We start from the raw sequence: 16,108 nt of genomic DNA on the forward strand, positions 1-16,108 counted from the left end.
TCATAGGTTTTCAGTCAACGCCCTTGCGAACAGAAAGGTTCCCGCCCATGGAGGGAACGGCCGGCGGAACGGCCAGCGGAGCAGCCACCGGAACGCCCGCCGTGCGGCTGCGGGGACTGGCCAAGTCGTTCGGCCCGGTGCGCGCGGTCGACGGCCTCGACCTGGAGATCGCCGACGGCGAGTTCTTCTCGATGCTCGGGCCGTCCGGCTCCGGCAAGACCACCGTGCTGCGCATGGTCGCGGGCTTCGAGGCCCCCACCGCGGGCAGCGTCGAACTCGCCGGCCGGGACGTCACCCGCCTCGCCCCCTTCGAGCGGGACGTGAACACCGTCTTCCAGGACTACGCGCTCTTCCCGCACATGACGGTTGAGCAGAACGTCGCGTACGGACTGCGGATCCGCAAGGTGCCCAAGGCCGAGCGCGCCGAGCGCGCCCGCGCCGCCCTCGCCTCGGTACGGCTGGCGGACTTCGGCGGGCGGCGCCCCGCCCAGTTGTCCGGCGGGCAGCGGCAACGGGTGGCGCTGGCCCGGGCCCTGGTCAACCGGCCGAAGGTGCTGCTGCTGGACGAGCCGCTGGGGGCGCTCGACCTCAAGCTGCGCGAGCAGATGCAGGTCGAGCTCAAGGAACTCCAGCGCGCGGTCGGCATCACCTTCGTCCTCGTCACCCACGACCAGGAGGAGGCGCTGACCCTCAGCGACCGGATCGCCGTCTTCAACGGCGGCCGGATCGAACAGGTCGGCACCCCCGCCGAGGTGTACGAGCGGCCCGCCACCCCCTTCGTCGCCGGCTTCGTCGGCACGTCCAACCTGCTCACCGACGAGAGCGGGACCTACAGCGTCCGGCCGGAGAAGATCCGGCTGCTGGACGCCGGGGAGGAGGCGTCCGGCGCGGACGACACCGACGGCACCGCGCTGCGCACCGTCTCCGGCACCGTCGCCGAGGTCGTCTACCTCGGCGACTCCACCCGCTTCCTGGTCGACCTGGACGACGGCGGCCGGGTGACCGCCCTCCAGCAGAACCGGGAGACCTCCTCGGCGGACGTCGCCGCGTACCGGGGCACCCGCGTCCGCCTCCAGTGGCACCGCCGCCACCACGTCACCGTCCAGCCCGCCCCACCGGAAACGGAGTCCACGTGCGTCTGACCCGTACCCTCGCCGCCTGCACCCTCCTGGCCCTGGCCACCGCCTGCGGCGGGTCCTCCTCCGACAAGGGCTCCGGCTCCGGAAGCGGGTTCACCCCGCCGAAGCTCAGTGCGCAGAAGACCCTCGGGAAGACCGAGGGCACGGTCAACCTGATCGCCTGGGCCGGCTACGCCGAGGACGGCTCCAACGACAAGTCCGTCGACTGGGTCACGCCGTTCGAGAAGGAGACCGGCTGCCAGGTCAACACCAAGGTGGCCGGCACCTCGGACGAGATGGTCAGCCTGATGAAGACCGGCCAGTACGACGCCGTCTCCGCCTCCGGCGACGCCTCGCTGCGGCTGATCGCCTCGGGCGACGCCGCCCCGGTCAACACCGGTCTGGTGCCCAACTACAAGGACATCTTCCCGAGTCTGAAGATGCAGAAGTGGAACTCGGTGAACGGGGTCGCCTACGGCATCCCGCACGGCCGCGGCGCCAACCTGCTGATGTACCGCACCGACAAGGTCTCCCCCGCGCCGACCTCCTGGTCCGCGGTGTTCGACAAGTCCTCCCCGTACAAGGGCCACGTCACCGCCTACGACTCGCCCATCTCCATCGCGGACGCCGCGCTGTACCTGATGAAGACCAAGCCGGAACTGGGCATCAAGGACCCGTACGCCCTGGACCAGAAGCAGTTCGACGCCTCGGTCGCCCTGCTGAAGGAGCAGAACGCCAACATCGGCGAGTACTGGAGCGACTACCTCAAGGAGATCTCCGCGTTCAAGAGCGGCGACTCCGTCATCGGCACCAGCTGGCAGGTCATCGCCAACCTCGCCGAGGCCGAGAAGGCCCCGGTCGCCGCCGTCCTCCCGAGCGAGGGCGCGACGGGCTGGTCCGACACCTGGATGATCTCCGCCAAGGCCCAGCACCCCAACTGCGCCTACAAGTGGCTCGACTGGATCGTCTCGCCCAAGGTCAACGCCCAGGTCGCCGAGTGGTTCGGCGAGGCCCCGTCGAACGCCAAGTCCTGCGCGCTGACCGCCGACAAGAACCACTGCACCGTCTTCCACGCCTCCGACGAGCCGTACTGGAAGAAGGTCCACTTCTGGAACACCCCGATCCCGCAGTGCCTCGACGGCCGCACCGACGTCGCTTGCGTCCCCTACGCCAAGTGGGTCCAGGCCTGGACCGAGATCAAGGGCTGAACCGTCCGTGACCACCACGACTACCACGAGCACCACACCCGGGCGGCGGCTCGCGGGCTTCCTGCACCGCCGCCCGCGGCTGCGGCTGTCGCTGCTGCTGTCCGCCCCGCTGCTGTGGCTGGTACTGGCCTATCTGGGCTCGCTGGCCGCGCTGTTCCTCTCCGCCTTCTGGACCACCGACCCCTTCACCTCGAACGTCGTCAAGGTCTGGAGCACCGACAACTTCCACGCCCTGTGGACGACCCCGGTCTACCGGGACGTCGCGCTGCGCAGCCTCGGCGTGGCGGTCGCGGTCACCGTCATCGACGTCGTCATCGCCTTCCCGATCGCCTTCTACACCGCGCGGGTGGCCCGGCCCCGCCACCGGCACCTGCTGGTGGTCGCCGTGCTCACCCCGCTGTGGGCGAGTTACCTCGTCAAGGCCTACGCCTGGCGGGTGATGCTCTCCGAGGACGGTCCGCTGGACTGGGCGCTGGCCCCGCTCGGCCTGCACGGCCCCGGGTACGGGCTGCCGGCCGCCGTCGTCGTACTGGCCTACCTGTGGCTGCCGTACATGATCCTGCCCCTGCACGCCGGCCTGGAGCAGCTGCCCGGCAGCCTGCTGGACGCCTCCGCGGACCTCGGGGCGCGGACCTGGCGCACCTTCAGGTCGGTCGTGCTGCCGATGGTGCTGCCCTCGGTGGCGGCCGGTTCGGTGTTCACCTTCTCGCTCAGCCTCGGCGACTACATCGCCGTCCAGATCGTCGGCGGCAAGACGCAGCTCATCGGCAACGTCGTCTACTCCAACATCACCCTCGACCTGCCGCTCGCCGCCGCCCTGGGCACGGTGCCGGTCGCGATCATCGTTGTCTACCTGCTGGCCGTGCGACGCACCGGCGCGCTCCAGAGTCTGTGAGGACCGTAGGCCATGCACCTGTCCCGACCCGCCCGGATCGCCCTGCGCGTCGCGGCCGCGCTCGGCTTCGCCGTCATCTACCTTCCGTTGCTGCTGGTCCTGCTGAACTCCTTCAACGCCGACCGCGCCTTCGGCTGGCCGCCCTCCGGGCTCACCCTGCGCTGGTGGGGCGACGCCTGGCACAGCGACGGCGCCCGCGCCGCGCTGTGGACCTCGGTGCGGGCCGGACTCGGCGCGACGGCGGTGTCCCTGGTGCTGGGCACGCTGATCGCCTTCGCCGTCCAGCGCCACCGGTTCTTCGGCCGTGAGGCACTGTCCTTCGTGGTGGTCCTGCCGATCGCCCTGCCGGGCATCGTCACCGGCATCGCCCTGAACACGGCGTTCCGCACGGTGCTGGAGCCGCTCGGCGTGGGCCTCGGGCTGTTCACGGTCGTCGTGGGTCACGCCACCTTCTGCGTCGTGGTGGTCTTCAACAACGTCCTGGCCCGGCTGCGGCGGACCTCGGGCTCGTACGAGGAGGCGGCCATGGACCTGGGCGCCGACACCTTCCAGGTCTTCCGCGACATCACCTTCCCGCTGATCCGCTCGGCGCTGCTGGCGGGCGGCCTGCTGGCCTTCGCGCTCTCCTTCGACGAGATCGTGGTCACCACCTTCACCGCCGGGCCCGGGGTCCAGACGCTCCCGGTGTGGATCTTCGGCAACATGGCCCGGCCGCAGCAGGCGCCCGTGGTCAACGTGGTCGCCGCGGTGCTGATCGTGCTGTCGGTGGTCCCTATCTACGTCGCCCAGCGGCTGTCCGCGGACACCGCTTCGGGGGGCCGGATCTGAGGCGCGGACGCGCGCAGAACAGGGGTCCGTGCCATCCTTCCGCCCGGATAAGGCAGGCTTGTACCGTGCCAGAACCCGCGCAGAACGCATTCGACCCCGCCCGCGACCACTCCCACACCGCGACCCTGCGACGGCTGGAGAAGTCCTCGGGGCGCCTCGCGGCGGCGGCGATCGCTCGGATGGACGCACAGTTGCCCTGGTACCGGGCCATGCCGCCGGAGAACCGTTCGTGGATCGGGCTCGTGGCGCAGGCGGGCATCGCGGCGTTCACCGAGTGGTTCCGGCACCCCGAGACGCCGCAGGCGATCAGCACCGACGTCTTCGGCACCGCGCCGCGTGAGCTGACCCGGGCGATCTCGTTGCGCCAGACGGTGGAGATGGTGCGCACCACCATCGAGGTGATGGAGGCGGCCATCGACGAGGTCGCCGCGCCCGGCGACGAGTCGGTGCTGCGCGAGGCGCTGCTGGTGTACGCCCGGGAGATCGCCTTCGCGACGGCCCAGGTGTACGCCCAGGCGGCGGAGGCGCGCGGGGCCTGGGACGCCCGCCTGGAGTCCCTGGTGGTCAACGCCGTGCTGTCCGGGGAGGCGGACGAGGGCGTGCTGTCGCGGGCGGCGGCGCTCGGCTGGAGCTCCCCCGACAAGATCGTGGTGGTGCTGGGCACGGCCCCCAACGGCGACAGCGAACTGACCGTGGAGGCCATCCGCCGGGCGTCACGCCACGCGAAGCTGCAGGTCCTGACCGGTGTGCTGGGCGACCGGCTGATCGTGGTCGCGGGCGGCGACGACGAGCCGCTGCGCGTCGCCAAGGCGCTGATCGGCCCCTTCGCGGCGGGCCCGGTGGTGGCCGGCCCGGTCGTCGGCGACCTGCTGTCGGCCTCCCGTTCCGCGCAGGCCGCGGCCGCCGGCCTGCGGGCCTGCGCCGCGTGGCCGGACGCGCCGAGACCCGTGCAGGCGGACGACCTGCTGCCGGAGCGGGCGATGGCCGGGGACCGCTACGCCCGCGATCAGCTGGTGGAGGAGATCTACAGGCCCCTGGAGGAAGCCGGGTCGGCGTTGCTGGAGACGCTGTCGGTGTACCTGGAACAGGCGTCGTCGCTCGAAGGGGCCGCCCGTATGTTGTTCGTTCACCCCAACACCGTCCGGTACCGCCTGCGACGTGTGACGGACGTCACCGGCTGGTCGCCCTCGGATGTACGCTCCGCGTTCACCCTTCGTATCGCGCTCATCCTGGGCCGGCTCTCCGACTCCGGACAGACACCGTAGGTGTACGCAGGGCGTTTGTGGGACACCAACAAATCGCCCGTCGGTTCTTGGTCCCTGTCCCCACGGGCGGGGACGACCTCGCTCAAGAGAGAGTTGAAAGCGTGCTCGTACTCGTCGCTCCCGGCCAGGGTGCCCAGGCCCCCGGCTTCCTCGCCCCATGGCTCGATCTGCCCGGCGTCTCCGATCGCCTCGCGGAGCTGTCCGCGACCGCCGGACTCGATCTCGCCCACTACGGCACCAAGGCCGACGCGGAGGAGATCCGCGACACGGCCGTCGCCCAGCCGCTGCTGGTCGCCGCCGGCCTGGTCGCGGCGGAGCGGCTGCTGCCCGGCGCCGGCGCGCCGCACGCGGTGGCCGGCCACAGCGTCGGTGAGATCACCGCCGCGGCGATCGGCGGGGTGCTGAGCGCCGACGCGGCGATGGCGTTCGTCCGCACCCGCAGCACGGCGATGGCCGAGGCCGCCGCCGTCACCGAGACCGGCATGTCGGCGGTGCTCGGCGGGGACCCGGACACGGTCGTGGCGCACCTGGAGAAGCTCGGACTCACCCCCGCGAACATCAACGGCGCCGGACAGATCGTCGCCGCCGGCACGATCGCGCAGCTGGCCGCGCTGACCGCGGACAAGCCGGAGAAGGCGCGGGTGATCCCGCTGAAGGTGGCGGGTGCCTTCCACACCCACCACATGGCCCCGGCCGTGGCCACCCTGGACGCGCTGGCGGGGACGCTGGAGGTCTCCGACCCGTCGCTGCCGTACGTGTCCAACACCGACGGCACGGTCGTCACCGGCGGCAAGGAGGTCGTCGCGCGGCTGGTGTCGCAGGTGTCCAACCCCGTGCGGTGGGACCTGTGCATGGACACCTTCAAGGAACTCGGCGTCACCGCCGTGATCGAGCTCGTCCCGGGTGGCACTCTGGTGGGCCTGGCCAAGCGAGCGATGCCCGGCGTCGCGACCCTGGCCCTCAAGACCCCGGACGACCTCGAGGCCGCCCGCGCGATCGTCGCCGAGCACGGCGCCCAGGAATAGGAGTCCTCGCAGACATGACCGCGAAGATCAGGCCCGCCAAGGGCTCCCCGTACGCACGGATCATGGGCGTCGGCGGCTACCGGCCGACCCGCGTGGTGCCCAACGAGGTGATCCTGGAGCACATCGACTCCAGCGACGAGTGGATCCGCTCCCGCTCCGGCATCGCCTCCCGCCACTGGGCCGGCCCGGACGAGACGGTCTCCGAGATGTCCGTGATCGCGGCGGGCAAGGCCATCGCCGACGCGGGGATCTCCGCCGAGGACATCGGCGGCGTCATCGTCGCCACGGTCTCCCACTTCAAGCAGACCCCGGCGGTCGCGACCGAGATCGCGCACCGGATCGGTGCGGTCAAGCCGGCCGCGTTCGACATCTCCGCGGGCTGCGCCGGCTTCACGTACGCCGTGACGCTCGCCAAGGGCATGGTCACCGAGGGCAGCGCCAAGCACGTCCTGGTGATCGGCGTCGAGCGGCTGAGCGACCTGACCGACAAGTCCGACCGCGCCACCGCCTTCCTCTTCGGCGACGGCGCCGGCGCGGTCGTCATCGGCCCCGCCGACGAGCCGGAGATCGGCCCGACCGTGTGGGGTTCGGAGGGCGACAAGTCCAACACCATCACCCAGACCGTCGCATGGGACCGCTTCCGTGTGGGTGATGTCGCACAGCTCCCGGTGGACGCCGACGGACAGGTGAAGTTCCCGGCGATCACCCAGGAGGGCCAGACGGTCTTCCGCTGGGCGGTCTTCGAGATGGCCAAGGTGGCCCAGGAGGCGCTGGACGCCGCCGGGATCACCGCGGACGACCTGGACGTCTTCATCCCGCACCAGGCCAACATGCGGATCATCGACTCGATGATCAAGGCGCTCAAGCTCCCCGAGCACGTCGCCGTGGCCCGCGACATCGAGACCACCGGCAACACCTCGGCCGCGTCGATCCCGCTCGCGATGGAGCGCCTGCTGGCCACCGGACAGGCCAAGAGCGGCGACACGGCCCTGATCATCGGGTTCGGGGCGGGTCTCGTGTACGCCGCCACGGTCGTTACCCTCCCCTAGGCAACACCCCACGCGGCGGCGCACTCCCGCCCGCCGCAGCCCGTAGTAACAGCACCGAAGAAGGAGAGCGCCGCAATGGCCGCCACCCAGGAAGAGATCGTCGAGGGTCTCGCCGAGATCGTGAACGAGATCGCCGGCATCCCCACCGAGGACGTCCAGCTGGACAAGTCCTTCACCGACGACCTGGACGTCGACTCGCTGTCCATGGTCGAGGTCGTCGTCGCCGCCGAGGAGCGCTTCGAGGTGAAGATCCCGGACGACGACGTCAAGCAGCTCAAGACCGTCGGCGACGCCGTCGACTACATCCTCAAGGCCCAGGCCTGATCAAGGCCGGTCCCGGACGACGTGTCTGTCGCCCGCCCTTCTAGACGTGGAGAGACAATCCCTGTGAGCCCGACCAATCACACCGTGGTCGTCACCGGTATCGGCGCAACCACTCCGCTGGGCGGGGACAGCGCGTCGAGCTGGGAGGGGCTTCTCGCCGGCCGTTCCGGCGTCACCGCCCTGACCCAGGACTGGGCCGCCGAACTGCCGGTGCGCATCGCGGCGCAGATCGCCGTGGAGCCGCTGGAGGTTCTGCCCCGCCCGGTCGCACGCAAGCTCGACCGCTCTGCCCAGTTCGCACTCATCGCCACCCGTGAGGCGTGGGCCGACGCGGGCTTCGCCGCCAAGGCCGGCGAGGACAGCTCGATCGACCCCGACCGTCTCGGCGCGGTCATCGCCTCCGGCATCGGCGGCGTCACCACCCTGCTCGACCAGTACGACAACCTGCTGGCGTCCGGCCCGCGCAAGGTGTCCCCGCACACCGTGCCGATGCTGATGCCCAACAGCCCCTCCGCCAACGTCGGCCTGGAGGTCAACGCCCGGGCCGGTGTGCACACCCCGGTCAGCGCGTGCGCCTCGGGCGCGGAGGCCGTCGGCTACGCGTACGAGATGATCCGCTCCGGCCGTGCCGACGTGGTCGTCGCCGGCGGCACCGAGGCGGCCATCCACCCGCTGCCGATCGCGGCCTTCGCCAACATGATGGCGATGTCCAAGAACAACGAGGACCCGCAGGGCGCCTCCCGCCCGTACGACAAGGCCCGCAACGGCTTCGTCCTCGGCGAGGGCGCGGGCGTCGTCATCCTGGAGTCGGCCGAGCACGCCGCCAAGCGCGGCGCCAAGGTCTACGCCGAGGTGCTGGGCCAGGGCCTGTCGGCCGACGCCCACCACATCGCCCAGCCGGAGCCCACCGGCCGCGGCATCGCCGCCGCGCTGGAGCAGCTGCTGACCGCCACGGGCATCGACCCGGCGCAGATCCACCACCTCAACTCGCACGCCACGTCCACCCCGCAGGGTGACATCGCGGAGGTCAAGGCGCTGCGCAAGGTCCTCGGCGACCACCTCGACCACGTGGCCATCTCGGCCACCAAGTCGATGACCGGTCACCTCTTGGGCGGCGCGGGCGGCATCGAGACGGTCGCGACCGTCCAGGCCCTGTACCACCGCACCGCCCCGCCGACGATCAACCTCACCGACCTCGACGACGAGATCGAGCCGGGTCTGGTCTCCGGCGAGGCCCGGAAGCTGCCGGGCGGTCAGATCGTGGCCGTCAACAACTCCTTCGGCTTCGGCGGCCACAATGTCGTCCTGGCCCTGCGGACCGTCTGACGGCGGCACCGAGCGCCCATCTCGCCCGAGGGCCGGCCCACCGCTCACGCGGTGGGCCGGCCCTCGGGCGTCGCGGGCGCCCGTCAGGGGCAGCTGACGACCTGTCCGGCCCAGGACAGCCCGCCGCCGAAGCCGAGCAGCAGCACGGGGGCGCCCGGTGCCAGGTCGCCGCGCTCGACGAGCTTGGAGAAGGCCAGCGGGACCGAGGCCGCGGAGGTGTTGCCGGAGTCGACGACGTCCTTGGCCACGACCGCGTCCGTGGCGCCGAGTTGACGGACCACCGACTCGATGATGCGCAGGTTGGCCTGGTGCGTCACGATGCCGCCGAGATCGGCCACGGAGACGCCGGCCCGCCGGCAGGCCTCCTCGGCGATCGGGGCGAGGGTCGAGGTGGCCCAGCGGAAGACCGCCTGGCCGTCCTGGGCGAAGCGGGGCTGCCAGGCGCCCGCGAGCCGCACGGCGTCCGCACGGGTGGGGTCGGAGCCCCAGACCACCGGGCCGACGCCCTGGCGGCCGTCGGGGCCGGTGGCGCCGTCCGGGACCGCGCTGAGGACGGCAGCCCCGGCGCCGTCGCCGAGCAGGACGCAGGTGCTGCGGTCGGTCCAGTCGGTGAGGTCGGACATCTTCTCGGCGCCGATGACGAGGGCGTGCCGCGCGGCTCCGGCGCGCACGGAGTGGTCGGCGGCGGCCAGCGCGGTGGTGAAGCCCGCGCAGGCGTTGTTGAGGTCGTAGGAGGCGGGTGCGGCCGCCCCGAGCCGGGCGGCGACCCGGGCGGCGGTGCTCGGGGAGCGGTCGATGGCGCTGGAGGTGGCCACGACGACGAGGTCGATGTCCGCGGGCGCCAGGCCCGCGGCCGCCAGCGCCTTCCCGGCGGCGGCCGTCGCCATGTCGGCGACCGATTCGTCGTCGCCGGCGATGCGGCGGGTGGCGATGCCGGTGCGCTGCCGGATCCAGGCGTCGCTGGTGTCGACCATGGCGGCCAAGTCGTCGTTGGTGAGAACGCGTTCGGGCTGGTGGTGGCCGAGGGCGACGATACGGGTCGAGGTCATGCCGGAACTATAGCGACCGACCGATCGGACTCTAAAGGAGGGCAGCTCGCTACGATGGCCGCATGAGCCCACGCAAGTCAGCCACCGAGGCCCGCCACACCCGCGAGCGGATCATCGAGCGCAGCGTCGCGGTCGCCTCCGTGGAGGGCCTGGAGGGACTGACCATCGGCCGGCTCGCGACCGACCTCGGGATCAGCAAGTCCGGGCTGCTGGGCCACTTCGGCACCAAGGAGGCGCTGCAGATCGCCGCCCTGCGCCGGGCCTCGGAGATCTTCACCCGCGCCGTCTGGCTGCCCGCCGCGGGCAGCCCGCCCGGCCTGGTCCGGCTGACGGCGATCTGCGAGGCATGGGTGACCTACCTCGACCGCGAGCGGGAGGCCTTCCCGGGTGGCTGCCTGTTCACCGCATCCGCCGTGGAGTTCGACGGGCGCGAGGGCCCGGTGCGGGACGCGGTGGCCCGGCTGTACACGGTGTGGAAGCGGCGCCTGGTGCGGGATCTGCGGGCCGCCGTCGAGCAGGGCGAACTGCCCCAGGACACCGATGCCGACCAGATCGTGTTCGAGCTCAACGGCGTCTACTTCGCGCTCAATCACGCCGTCCAGCTCTTCGGCGACCGGAGCGCCCCCGACCGCGCCCGGCGTGCGCTGCGCCGCGTCCTGCGCTGACGAATCAGCCCTTCGGGGGGATTGGCCCGAATTGCCGGATGGCCGGCCGTGCCGCCGCACACCATCTCGGACATGACCATATGGCTGAGGGGGGCCGGCCTCACGGCGGCCGCTGTGCTGGTGGTGCTGGGTCCGGGCGGGCCGGGGGGTCCCGGGGGCGCGGGTACGGCCCACGCCGACGACCGCCCCGGCGTCCCGGGACCGCCGGTCGTGCGGTTCCTGCCGGACGGCACCGTACGCGTGGAGACGGGCGGCGGGGCCGTCCGCGTGGAGACCAACACCGAGGGCGGCACCGGGGGGAACGCGCCGCGGACCCGCGTCCGGATCCGGCACGGCGGTGACACCGTGGAGGCGCAGACCGGCCCCGGTGGCTCGTCGGCCCGCGTACGACGGGAGCACTGCCCCCGCTACCAGTCCTCGGTGGACGCCTCCACGGACGCCTCGGGCGCGCGGGGCTCGGTGTCCTGGCGGCATCCGTGCGGACCGGCCCCCCGCCCGAAACCCACCCCCGCGCCGGCCGCGCCCGTACGGCAGCGGCCCGCGCCCACCCCGACACCGACACCCACGCCCACCCCGACACCCACCCCGACACCCACTCCGACCCCGACCCCGGCGCCCAGCCGCCGGGTCGAACTGCCGCCGGTCGCCTATCACAAGGTCACCGCGCTGCCACCGCCCGAGGGGCCGAGCCTCGTCCACCTCATGCTGCTGATCACCGCGCCCGCGGTGCTGTCGGCCGCCGCGCTCAAGCCCCGTTCCCAAGCCCGTTCCCGGAGGTGACGCATGTCGGACTGGATTGTCCTGGCCATCGGAATGGCCGCGAGCTGCGTGGTCGTGCTGAGCATCGTGGCGATCAACAACCGCCGGCTGGGCGAGGACGACGACCCCAGCGAGACCCCGGACGTCATCGAGTACATGACGATGATGATCGGCGTGGTCTACGCGATCGTGCTGGGCCTGGCCATCGCCGGCGTGTGGGAGGGGCGCGGCGCCGCCGAGGACGCCGCGCGCCGTGAGGCCCAGGCGCTGCACGAGGTCCAGGAACGGGTCCAGGTGTACCCGGCCGCGGTCCGCGACCGGGTGCGCGGCGACATCGACGCCTACGTGTCCTACGTCGTGGACAAGGAGATCCCGTACATGATCAAGCACGGCGACAACACCCAGCGCGGCAGCGACCTGCTGGGCGTGGTGCGCCGCGACGTGACCTCCTTCGAGCCGCGCACCCCGCTGGCCAACCAGGCCTACCAGCCGGTCGTCGACCAGGTGGCCGCGGCCGACGACGCGCGCAACGCGCGCGCCGACAGCTCCGGGCCCACCATGCCGGGCGTGGTCTGGTTCGGGCTGATCGTGGGCGGCCTGGTCGCGGTCGGGCTGATCTTCACCCTGCAGATCCGCCGCTCCCGCCGGGAGTTGATCCTGGCCGGGCTCTACAGCGCCCTGATCGCCTTCCTCCTCTTCCTGATCTGGGACTTCAACGCGCCCTACGGGCGCACTCCCGGCGAGGCGGCGGCGTCCTTCGCCGCCCTCTTCCCGCACGTGGGGTAGCCGGCGCCGCCCCGGCCACCCCACGTGCGGCAGCCGGGGCGGCCCCCGGCCCGCCGGGTGGCCGCCTACGCCCGCTTCGCGGCCCTGCCGTCGCCGAAGCTGGCGAACCAGGTGGCCGCCATGTCCTCGTCGCCGTGGCCCTGGGCCGCCGCCCGCCGGAAGCGCTCCGCGCCGGCCGCGGCCACGTCGAGGCGGACCCCGGCGGCCTCCCCGGCCGCGACCACCAGGCGGGCGTCCTTCTCGGCGGTCCGTACCGCGAAGCTGGGCGTGAAGTCGCCGCGCAGGATGACGTCGGCCTTCGCCCGCAGGTAGCCCATGTCGAGGCCGCCGCCGGCCACCGCGTCCAGGAAACCGCGCGGGTCGACCCCGAGTCCCTCGGCCAGGGCCAGGGCCTCGGCGGCGCCGTGGGTGACCGTGAGCACCCAGCTGTTGATCACGAGCTTGAGCCGGCTGGCCGCGCCCGACGCGGCGTCCTCGCCCACCCACACCGTGCGGCTGCCGACGGCTTCGAAGACCGGTGCCAGCGCCGCCCGCGCCTCCTGCGGTCCGGCGGCGAGCACCAGGAGCTGCCCGGCCTCGGCCGGCTGCCTCGTGCCGAGGACCGGCGAGTCGACGAAGACCACGCCGTGTTCCGCGGCGAACTCCGCGAACGGGCCGAGGGCGTCGACCCCGGCCGTCGTGGCCTGCGCCCAGACCGTGCCGGGCCGCAGCGCGGGCGCCGCCTGCCGCATCGTCTCCAGCGCGGCCGGGCCGTCGTGGAGGATGGTCAGCACGACGTCCGCGCCCTCCACGGCCTCCGCGGGAGTGGCGGCGACGCGAGCACCGTCCCGGGCGAGCGGTTCGGCCTTCTGGCTCGTACGGTTCCACACACGGACGTCGAGGCCGGCCTTGACGAGGTTGCGGGCCATCGCGGCACCCATGATCCCGGTGCCGAGTACTGCTACTGAGGTGGTGTCGGACATGACAGCCACCGTACGACGGACCAATCCGAACCGCTCGCGGCGCCGAATGCCGGACGGGAGACTGTGCCGGAGCGACGGCACGACCACAACAGCGGACACGACGAAAGCGGGAGATGTGGAGAGGGAACCGGTGCGAATCGGCATGCCCGCGCGCCAGGGGCCGGACCTCACGGAACTGCTGCTCGCCGTCGCGCGCGGCGACCAGGAGGCCTTCGCCCGGCTGTACGACGCCGTGAGCGGCCCGGTGCTGGGGCTGGTCCGCGGCGTGCTGCGCGACCCCGCGCAGTCGGAGGAGGTCGCACAGGAGGTCCTGGTGGAGGTCTGGCGCACGGCGGCCCGCTTCCGCCCCGAGAAAGGCAGTGCGATGACCTGGGTGATGACCCTGGCCCACCGCCGCGCGGTCGACCGGGTCCGGTCGGTGAGCGCCGCCGCGGACCGCGAGCACAAGGCGGCCCTGCTGGACCGCACGCCCGCGTACGACGAGGTGACCGAGCAGGTGGAGGCCCGGCTCGAACGCGAGCAGGTGCGGCGCTGCATGCGCACCCTCACCGAACTGCAGCACCAGTCGGTGATACTGGCGTACTACCGCGGTCTGACCTACCGCGAGGTCGCCGAACTGCTGTCGCTGCCGCTGGGCACCGTCAAGACCCGGCTCAGGGACGGTCTCATCCGGCTGCGTGACTGCCTGGGGGTGACCGCGTGAGCACCGACGCCGAACTGCACACCCTCACCGGGGCGTACGCCCTGGACGCCCTGGACCGGCACGAGCGGGCCGAGTTCGAGCACCATCTGACGGAGTGCGAGCCCTGCGCCCTGGAGGTGCGCGAGCTCACCGCGACCGCCGCCCGGCTCGGCCTCGCCGCGGCCGAACCCGTCCCGCCGCGGATGAAGGACGAGGTGATGCGGCGGATCGCCACCGTCCGGCAGGAGCCGCCGCGGGTGACCGAGCCGGTCCCCGTCCGGGACCGCCGCCGCGTCCGCCGTGCCGCCCCGCGTACCCCCCTGCTCACCCGGTTCGCCCTGGCCGCCTGCCTGGTGGCCGCGGCCGCGCTCGGCGGTGTCGCCGTCTGGCAGCAGCAGCAACTCGGCGACGCCCGCCAGGAGACCCGGGAGGCACAGGCCGGTGCGGAGTCCGTCGCCCGCGTCCTCGCCGCGCCCGACGCCGCCGCCACCACCGGGAAGCTCTCCGGCGGCGCCAGCGGCACCGTCGTGGTCTCCCGGAGCCAGGACCGCGCCGTCTTCTTCGCCCAGGGCCTTCCCGCGCTGTCCGGGGGCCGCGTCTACCAGCTGTGGTTCTCCGACACGGGCGGCACCATGCGCTCCGCCGGGCTCGTCCCCCGCCCCACTCCGGGCACCAGCGAGGCCGTCCTCCTCGACGGTCCCGTGGGCGACGCCTCCGGCATGGGCATCACCGTCGAACCGGCGGGCGGCTCTCCGCGGCCCACCACCCAGCCGCTCGCGCTCATGGCCTTCGCGAAGGCCTGACCGGGCGGGACGCGCCCCGGCGAATGCCGGGACCGGGCACGGGGGCGGCCTAGGCTCGGACGGAAGGAAAGCAGTCGAAGGTGCGAGGTGCCCGCGTGTCCGTGGCCGTCTGTCTGTTCACCGCGGATCTGCGGGTGCACGACAACCCCGTCCTGCGCGCGGCGCTCAGCGCCGCGGACGAGGTCGTCCCGTTGTTCGTGCTGGACGACGGGGTCGAGGCGGCCGGGTTCGCGGTGCCGAACCGGACGGCGTTCCTGCTGCGGTGCCTGGCGGACCTGGACGCCCGGTTGCGGGACCGCGGCGGACGGCTGGTCCTGCGCGCGGGGGACGTGGTGGAGGAGGTGTGCCGGGTCGCGGAGGAGACCGGCGCCCGGCAGGTGCACGTCGCGGCGGGCGTGAGCGGCTACGCCGCACGGCGGGAGACGCGGCTGCGGGAGGCGCTGGAGGGGGCGCGGCGGGAGCTGCGGGTCCACGACGGCGTGCTGAACGTGGTACCGCCCGGGGCCCTCACCCCGGCCGGGAAGGACCTCTTCGAGGTGTTCACGCCGTACTTCCGGCGCTGGGAGCAGGCGGACGTGCGGGACGTGGTCGGCGCGCCGCGGGCGGTCAGGGTGCCGGAGGGCCCGCGGTCGCTCCCGGTGCCGGACGCGCCGCACGGGGTCTCGCCCGGACTGCCCGAGGGCGGCGAGAGCGAGGGCCGGCGCCGCTGGCGCGCCTGGCGCTCGGGCGGCGGCGTGGACGCGTACGAGGAGCGCCACGACGACCTGGCGGGCGACGGGACCTCGCGACTCTCCCCGTACCTGCACTTCGGCTGCCTGTCCGCGACGGAACTCGCCGCCGGCGCCCACGGCGGCTTCGTACGGCAGCTGGCCTGGCGGGACTTCCACCACCAGGTGCTGGCCGCCCGCCCGTACGCCGCCCACCACGACCTGCGCCCCCGCCACGACTCCTGGCAGGGCGACGGCCCCGAGGCGGAGGCCTGGCGCGAGGGCCGCACCGGCTATCCGATCGTGGACGCGGCGATGCGGCAGCTGCGGCACGAGGGCTGGATGCACAACCGGGCGCGGCTGCTGGTGGGCAGCTTCCTGACCAAGACGCTGTACGTGGACTGGCGGGTCGGCGCCGCGCACTTCCTGAGCCTGCTGGTGGACGGCGACCTGGCCAACAACCAGCTCAACTGGCAGTGGGTGGCGGGCACCGGTACCGACACCCGCCCCAACCGCGTCCTCAACCCGCTGACACAGGCCCGCCGTTTCGACCCCGCCGGGGAGTACGTCCGGCACTGGCTGCCCGAACTGTCCGGCGTGCCGGGCGGCGCCGTCCACCGCCCCTGGCTGCTCCCCGAGGAACGCCGCCGCGAACTG

General features: G+C 72.8%; 17 protein-coding genes. 15 read left to right on the forward strand and 2 right to left on the reverse strand.

The window, feature by feature from the left end:
* Positions 1-47: 47 nt before the first annotated feature.
* From PV364_RS25440 to PV364_RS25480, 9 genes are all read left to right on the forward strand, one after another.
* Positions 48-1,142, forward strand: a complete 1,095-nt coding sequence (locus PV364_RS25440) for an ABC transporter ATP-binding protein (protein ID WP_319662609.1) — start codon at positions 48-50, stop codon at positions 1,140-1,142.
* Complete coding sequence (locus PV364_RS25445; protein ID WP_319662611.1) at positions 1,133-2,326, forward strand: ABC transporter substrate-binding protein; 1,194 nt, start codon at positions 1,133-1,135, stop codon at positions 2,324-2,326. The genes PV364_RS25440 and PV364_RS25445 overlap by 10 nt, the downstream gene beginning before the upstream one ends.
* 7 nt (positions 2,327-2,333) lie before the next feature.
* On the forward strand, positions 2,334-3,221 hold the full coding sequence (locus PV364_RS25450; RefSeq protein ID WP_319662612.1) for an ABC transporter permease: 888 nt from the start codon (positions 2,334-2,336) through the stop codon (positions 3,219-3,221).
* 12 nt (positions 3,222-3,233) lie between these two features.
* Positions 3,234-4,049, forward strand: coding sequence for an ABC transporter permease (locus tag PV364_RS25455; RefSeq protein ID WP_319662614.1), 816 nt, complete (start codon positions 3,234-3,236; stop codon positions 4,047-4,049).
* A gap of 65 nt (positions 4,050-4,114) precedes the next feature.
* Complete coding sequence (locus PV364_RS25460; RefSeq protein ID WP_319662615.1) at positions 4,115-5,314, forward strand: helix-turn-helix domain-containing protein; 1,200 nt, start codon at positions 4,115-4,117, stop codon at positions 5,312-5,314.
* A 101-nt stretch (positions 5,315-5,415) separates the two neighbouring features.
* Positions 5,416-6,339, forward strand: a complete 924-nt coding sequence (locus PV364_RS25465) for an ACP S-malonyltransferase (protein ID WP_319662617.1) — start codon at positions 5,416-5,418, stop codon at positions 6,337-6,339.
* A gap of 14 nt (positions 6,340-6,353) precedes the next feature.
* Entirely contained in the window at positions 6,354-7,388 is a 1,035-nt protein-coding gene (locus PV364_RS25470) for a ketoacyl-ACP synthase III (RefSeq protein ID WP_319662618.1), read from the forward strand.
* Positions 7,389-7,463: 75 nt separating this feature from the next.
* Positions 7,464-7,712, forward strand: coding sequence for an acyl carrier protein (locus PV364_RS25475; RefSeq protein WP_319662619.1), 249 nt, complete (start codon positions 7,464-7,466; stop codon positions 7,710-7,712).
* Between the two features lie 63 nt (positions 7,713-7,775).
* Positions 7,776-9,038, forward strand: a complete 1,263-nt coding sequence (locus tag PV364_RS25480; protein WP_319662621.1) for a beta-ketoacyl-[acyl-carrier-protein] synthase family protein — start codon at positions 7,776-7,778, stop codon at positions 9,036-9,038.
* An 83-nt stretch (positions 9,039-9,121) separates the two neighbouring features.
* Here the strand turns inward: PV364_RS25480 and PV364_RS25485 are convergent, their stop codons facing one another.
* Positions 9,122-10,087: a beta-ketoacyl-ACP synthase 3 gene (locus PV364_RS25485; protein ID WP_319662622.1), complete on the reverse strand. Its 966-nt coding sequence runs from the start codon at positions 10,085-10,087 to the stop codon at positions 9,122-9,124.
* A gap of 62 nt (positions 10,088-10,149) precedes the next feature.
* Here PV364_RS25485 and PV364_RS25490 point away from each other — a divergent pair, with 62 nt between their 5' ends.
* The 3 genes from PV364_RS25490 to PV364_RS25500 all read left to right on the forward strand — a co-directional run bounded on the left by PV364_RS25490 (position 10,150) and on the right by PV364_RS25500 (position 12,297).
* Positions 10,150-10,752 (forward strand): TetR/AcrR family transcriptional regulator, encoded by a 603-nt coding sequence (locus tag PV364_RS25490; RefSeq protein ID WP_319662623.1) that lies wholly within the window; start codon positions 10,150-10,152, stop codon positions 10,750-10,752.
* 72 nt (positions 10,753-10,824) lie between these two features.
* Positions 10,825-11,532, forward strand: a complete 708-nt coding sequence (locus PV364_RS25495; RefSeq protein WP_319662624.1) for a hypothetical protein — start codon at positions 10,825-10,827, stop codon at positions 11,530-11,532.
* 3 nt (positions 11,533-11,535) lie between these two features.
* Positions 11,536-12,297, forward strand: coding sequence for a hypothetical protein (locus PV364_RS25500; RefSeq protein WP_319662625.1), 762 nt, complete (start codon positions 11,536-11,538; stop codon positions 12,295-12,297).
* Between the two features lie 65 nt (positions 12,298-12,362).
* Here the strand turns inward: PV364_RS25500 and PV364_RS25505 are convergent, their stop codons facing one another.
* Complete coding sequence (locus tag PV364_RS25505) at positions 12,363-13,259, reverse strand: NAD(P)-dependent oxidoreductase (protein WP_319662626.1); 897 nt, start codon at positions 13,257-13,259, stop codon at positions 12,363-12,365.
* A gap of 142 nt (positions 13,260-13,401) precedes the next feature.
* Here PV364_RS25505 and PV364_RS25510 point away from each other — a divergent pair, with 142 nt between their 5' ends.
* From PV364_RS25510 to PV364_RS25520, 3 genes are all read left to right on the forward strand, one after another.
* Complete coding sequence (locus PV364_RS25510) at positions 13,402-13,962, forward strand: sigma-70 family RNA polymerase sigma factor (protein WP_319662627.1); 561 nt, start codon at positions 13,402-13,404, stop codon at positions 13,960-13,962.
* Positions 13,959-14,744: an anti-sigma factor gene (locus tag PV364_RS25515; RefSeq protein ID WP_319662628.1), complete on the forward strand. Its 786-nt coding sequence runs from the start codon at positions 13,959-13,961 to the stop codon at positions 14,742-14,744. The genes PV364_RS25510 and PV364_RS25515 overlap by 4 nt, the downstream gene beginning before the upstream one ends.
* 95 nt (positions 14,745-14,839) lie before the next feature.
* On the forward strand, positions 14,840-16,108 hold a 1,269-nt coding region (locus PV364_RS25520), incomplete at its 3' end, for a deoxyribodipyrimidine photo-lyase (protein ID WP_319662629.1).

The organism is Streptomyces sp. MI02-7b, from assembly GCF_033793585.1.
Lineage (GTDB): Bacteria > Actinomycetota > Actinomycetes > Streptomycetales > Streptomycetaceae > Actinacidiphila.

What these genes read in the sequence shown, in the direction of transcription:
- PV364_RS25495 (WP_319662624.1), top strand. Translation starts at nt 10,825, where the DNA reads ATGACCATATGGCTGAGGGGGGCCGGCCTCACGGCGGCCGCTGTGCTG.
- PV364_RS25500 (WP_319662625.1), top strand. Translation starts at nt 11,536, where the DNA reads ATGTCGGACTGGATTGTCCTGGCCATCGGAATGGCCGCGAGCTGCGTG.
- PV364_RS25490 (WP_319662623.1), top strand. Translation starts at nt 10,150, where the DNA reads ATGAGCCCACGCAAGTCAGCCACCGAGGCCCGCCACACCCGCGAGCGG.
- PV364_RS25510 (WP_319662627.1), top strand. Translation starts at nt 13,402, where the DNA reads ATGCCCGCGCGCCAGGGGCCGGACCTCACGGAACTGCTGCTCGCCGTC.
- PV364_RS25470 (WP_319662618.1), top strand. Translation starts at nt 6,354, where the DNA reads ATGACCGCGAAGATCAGGCCCGCCAAGGGCTCCCCGTACGCACGGATC.
- PV364_RS25505 (WP_319662626.1), bottom strand. Translation starts at nt 13,259, where the DNA reads ATGTCCGACACCACCTCAGTAGCAGTACTCGGCACCGGGATCATGGGT.
- PV364_RS25455 (WP_319662614.1), top strand. Translation starts at nt 3,234, where the DNA reads ATGCACCTGTCCCGACCCGCCCGGATCGCCCTGCGCGTCGCGGCCGCG.
- PV364_RS25440 (WP_319662609.1), top strand. Translation starts at nt 48, where the DNA reads ATGGAGGGAACGGCCGGCGGAACGGCCAGCGGAGCAGCCACCGGAACG.
- PV364_RS25475 (WP_319662619.1), top strand. Translation starts at nt 7,464, where the DNA reads ATGGCCGCCACCCAGGAAGAGATCGTCGAGGGTCTCGCCGAGATCGTG.
- PV364_RS25485 (WP_319662622.1), bottom strand. Translation starts at nt 10,087, where the DNA reads ATGACCTCGACCCGTATCGTCGCCCTCGGCCACCACCAGCCCGAACGC.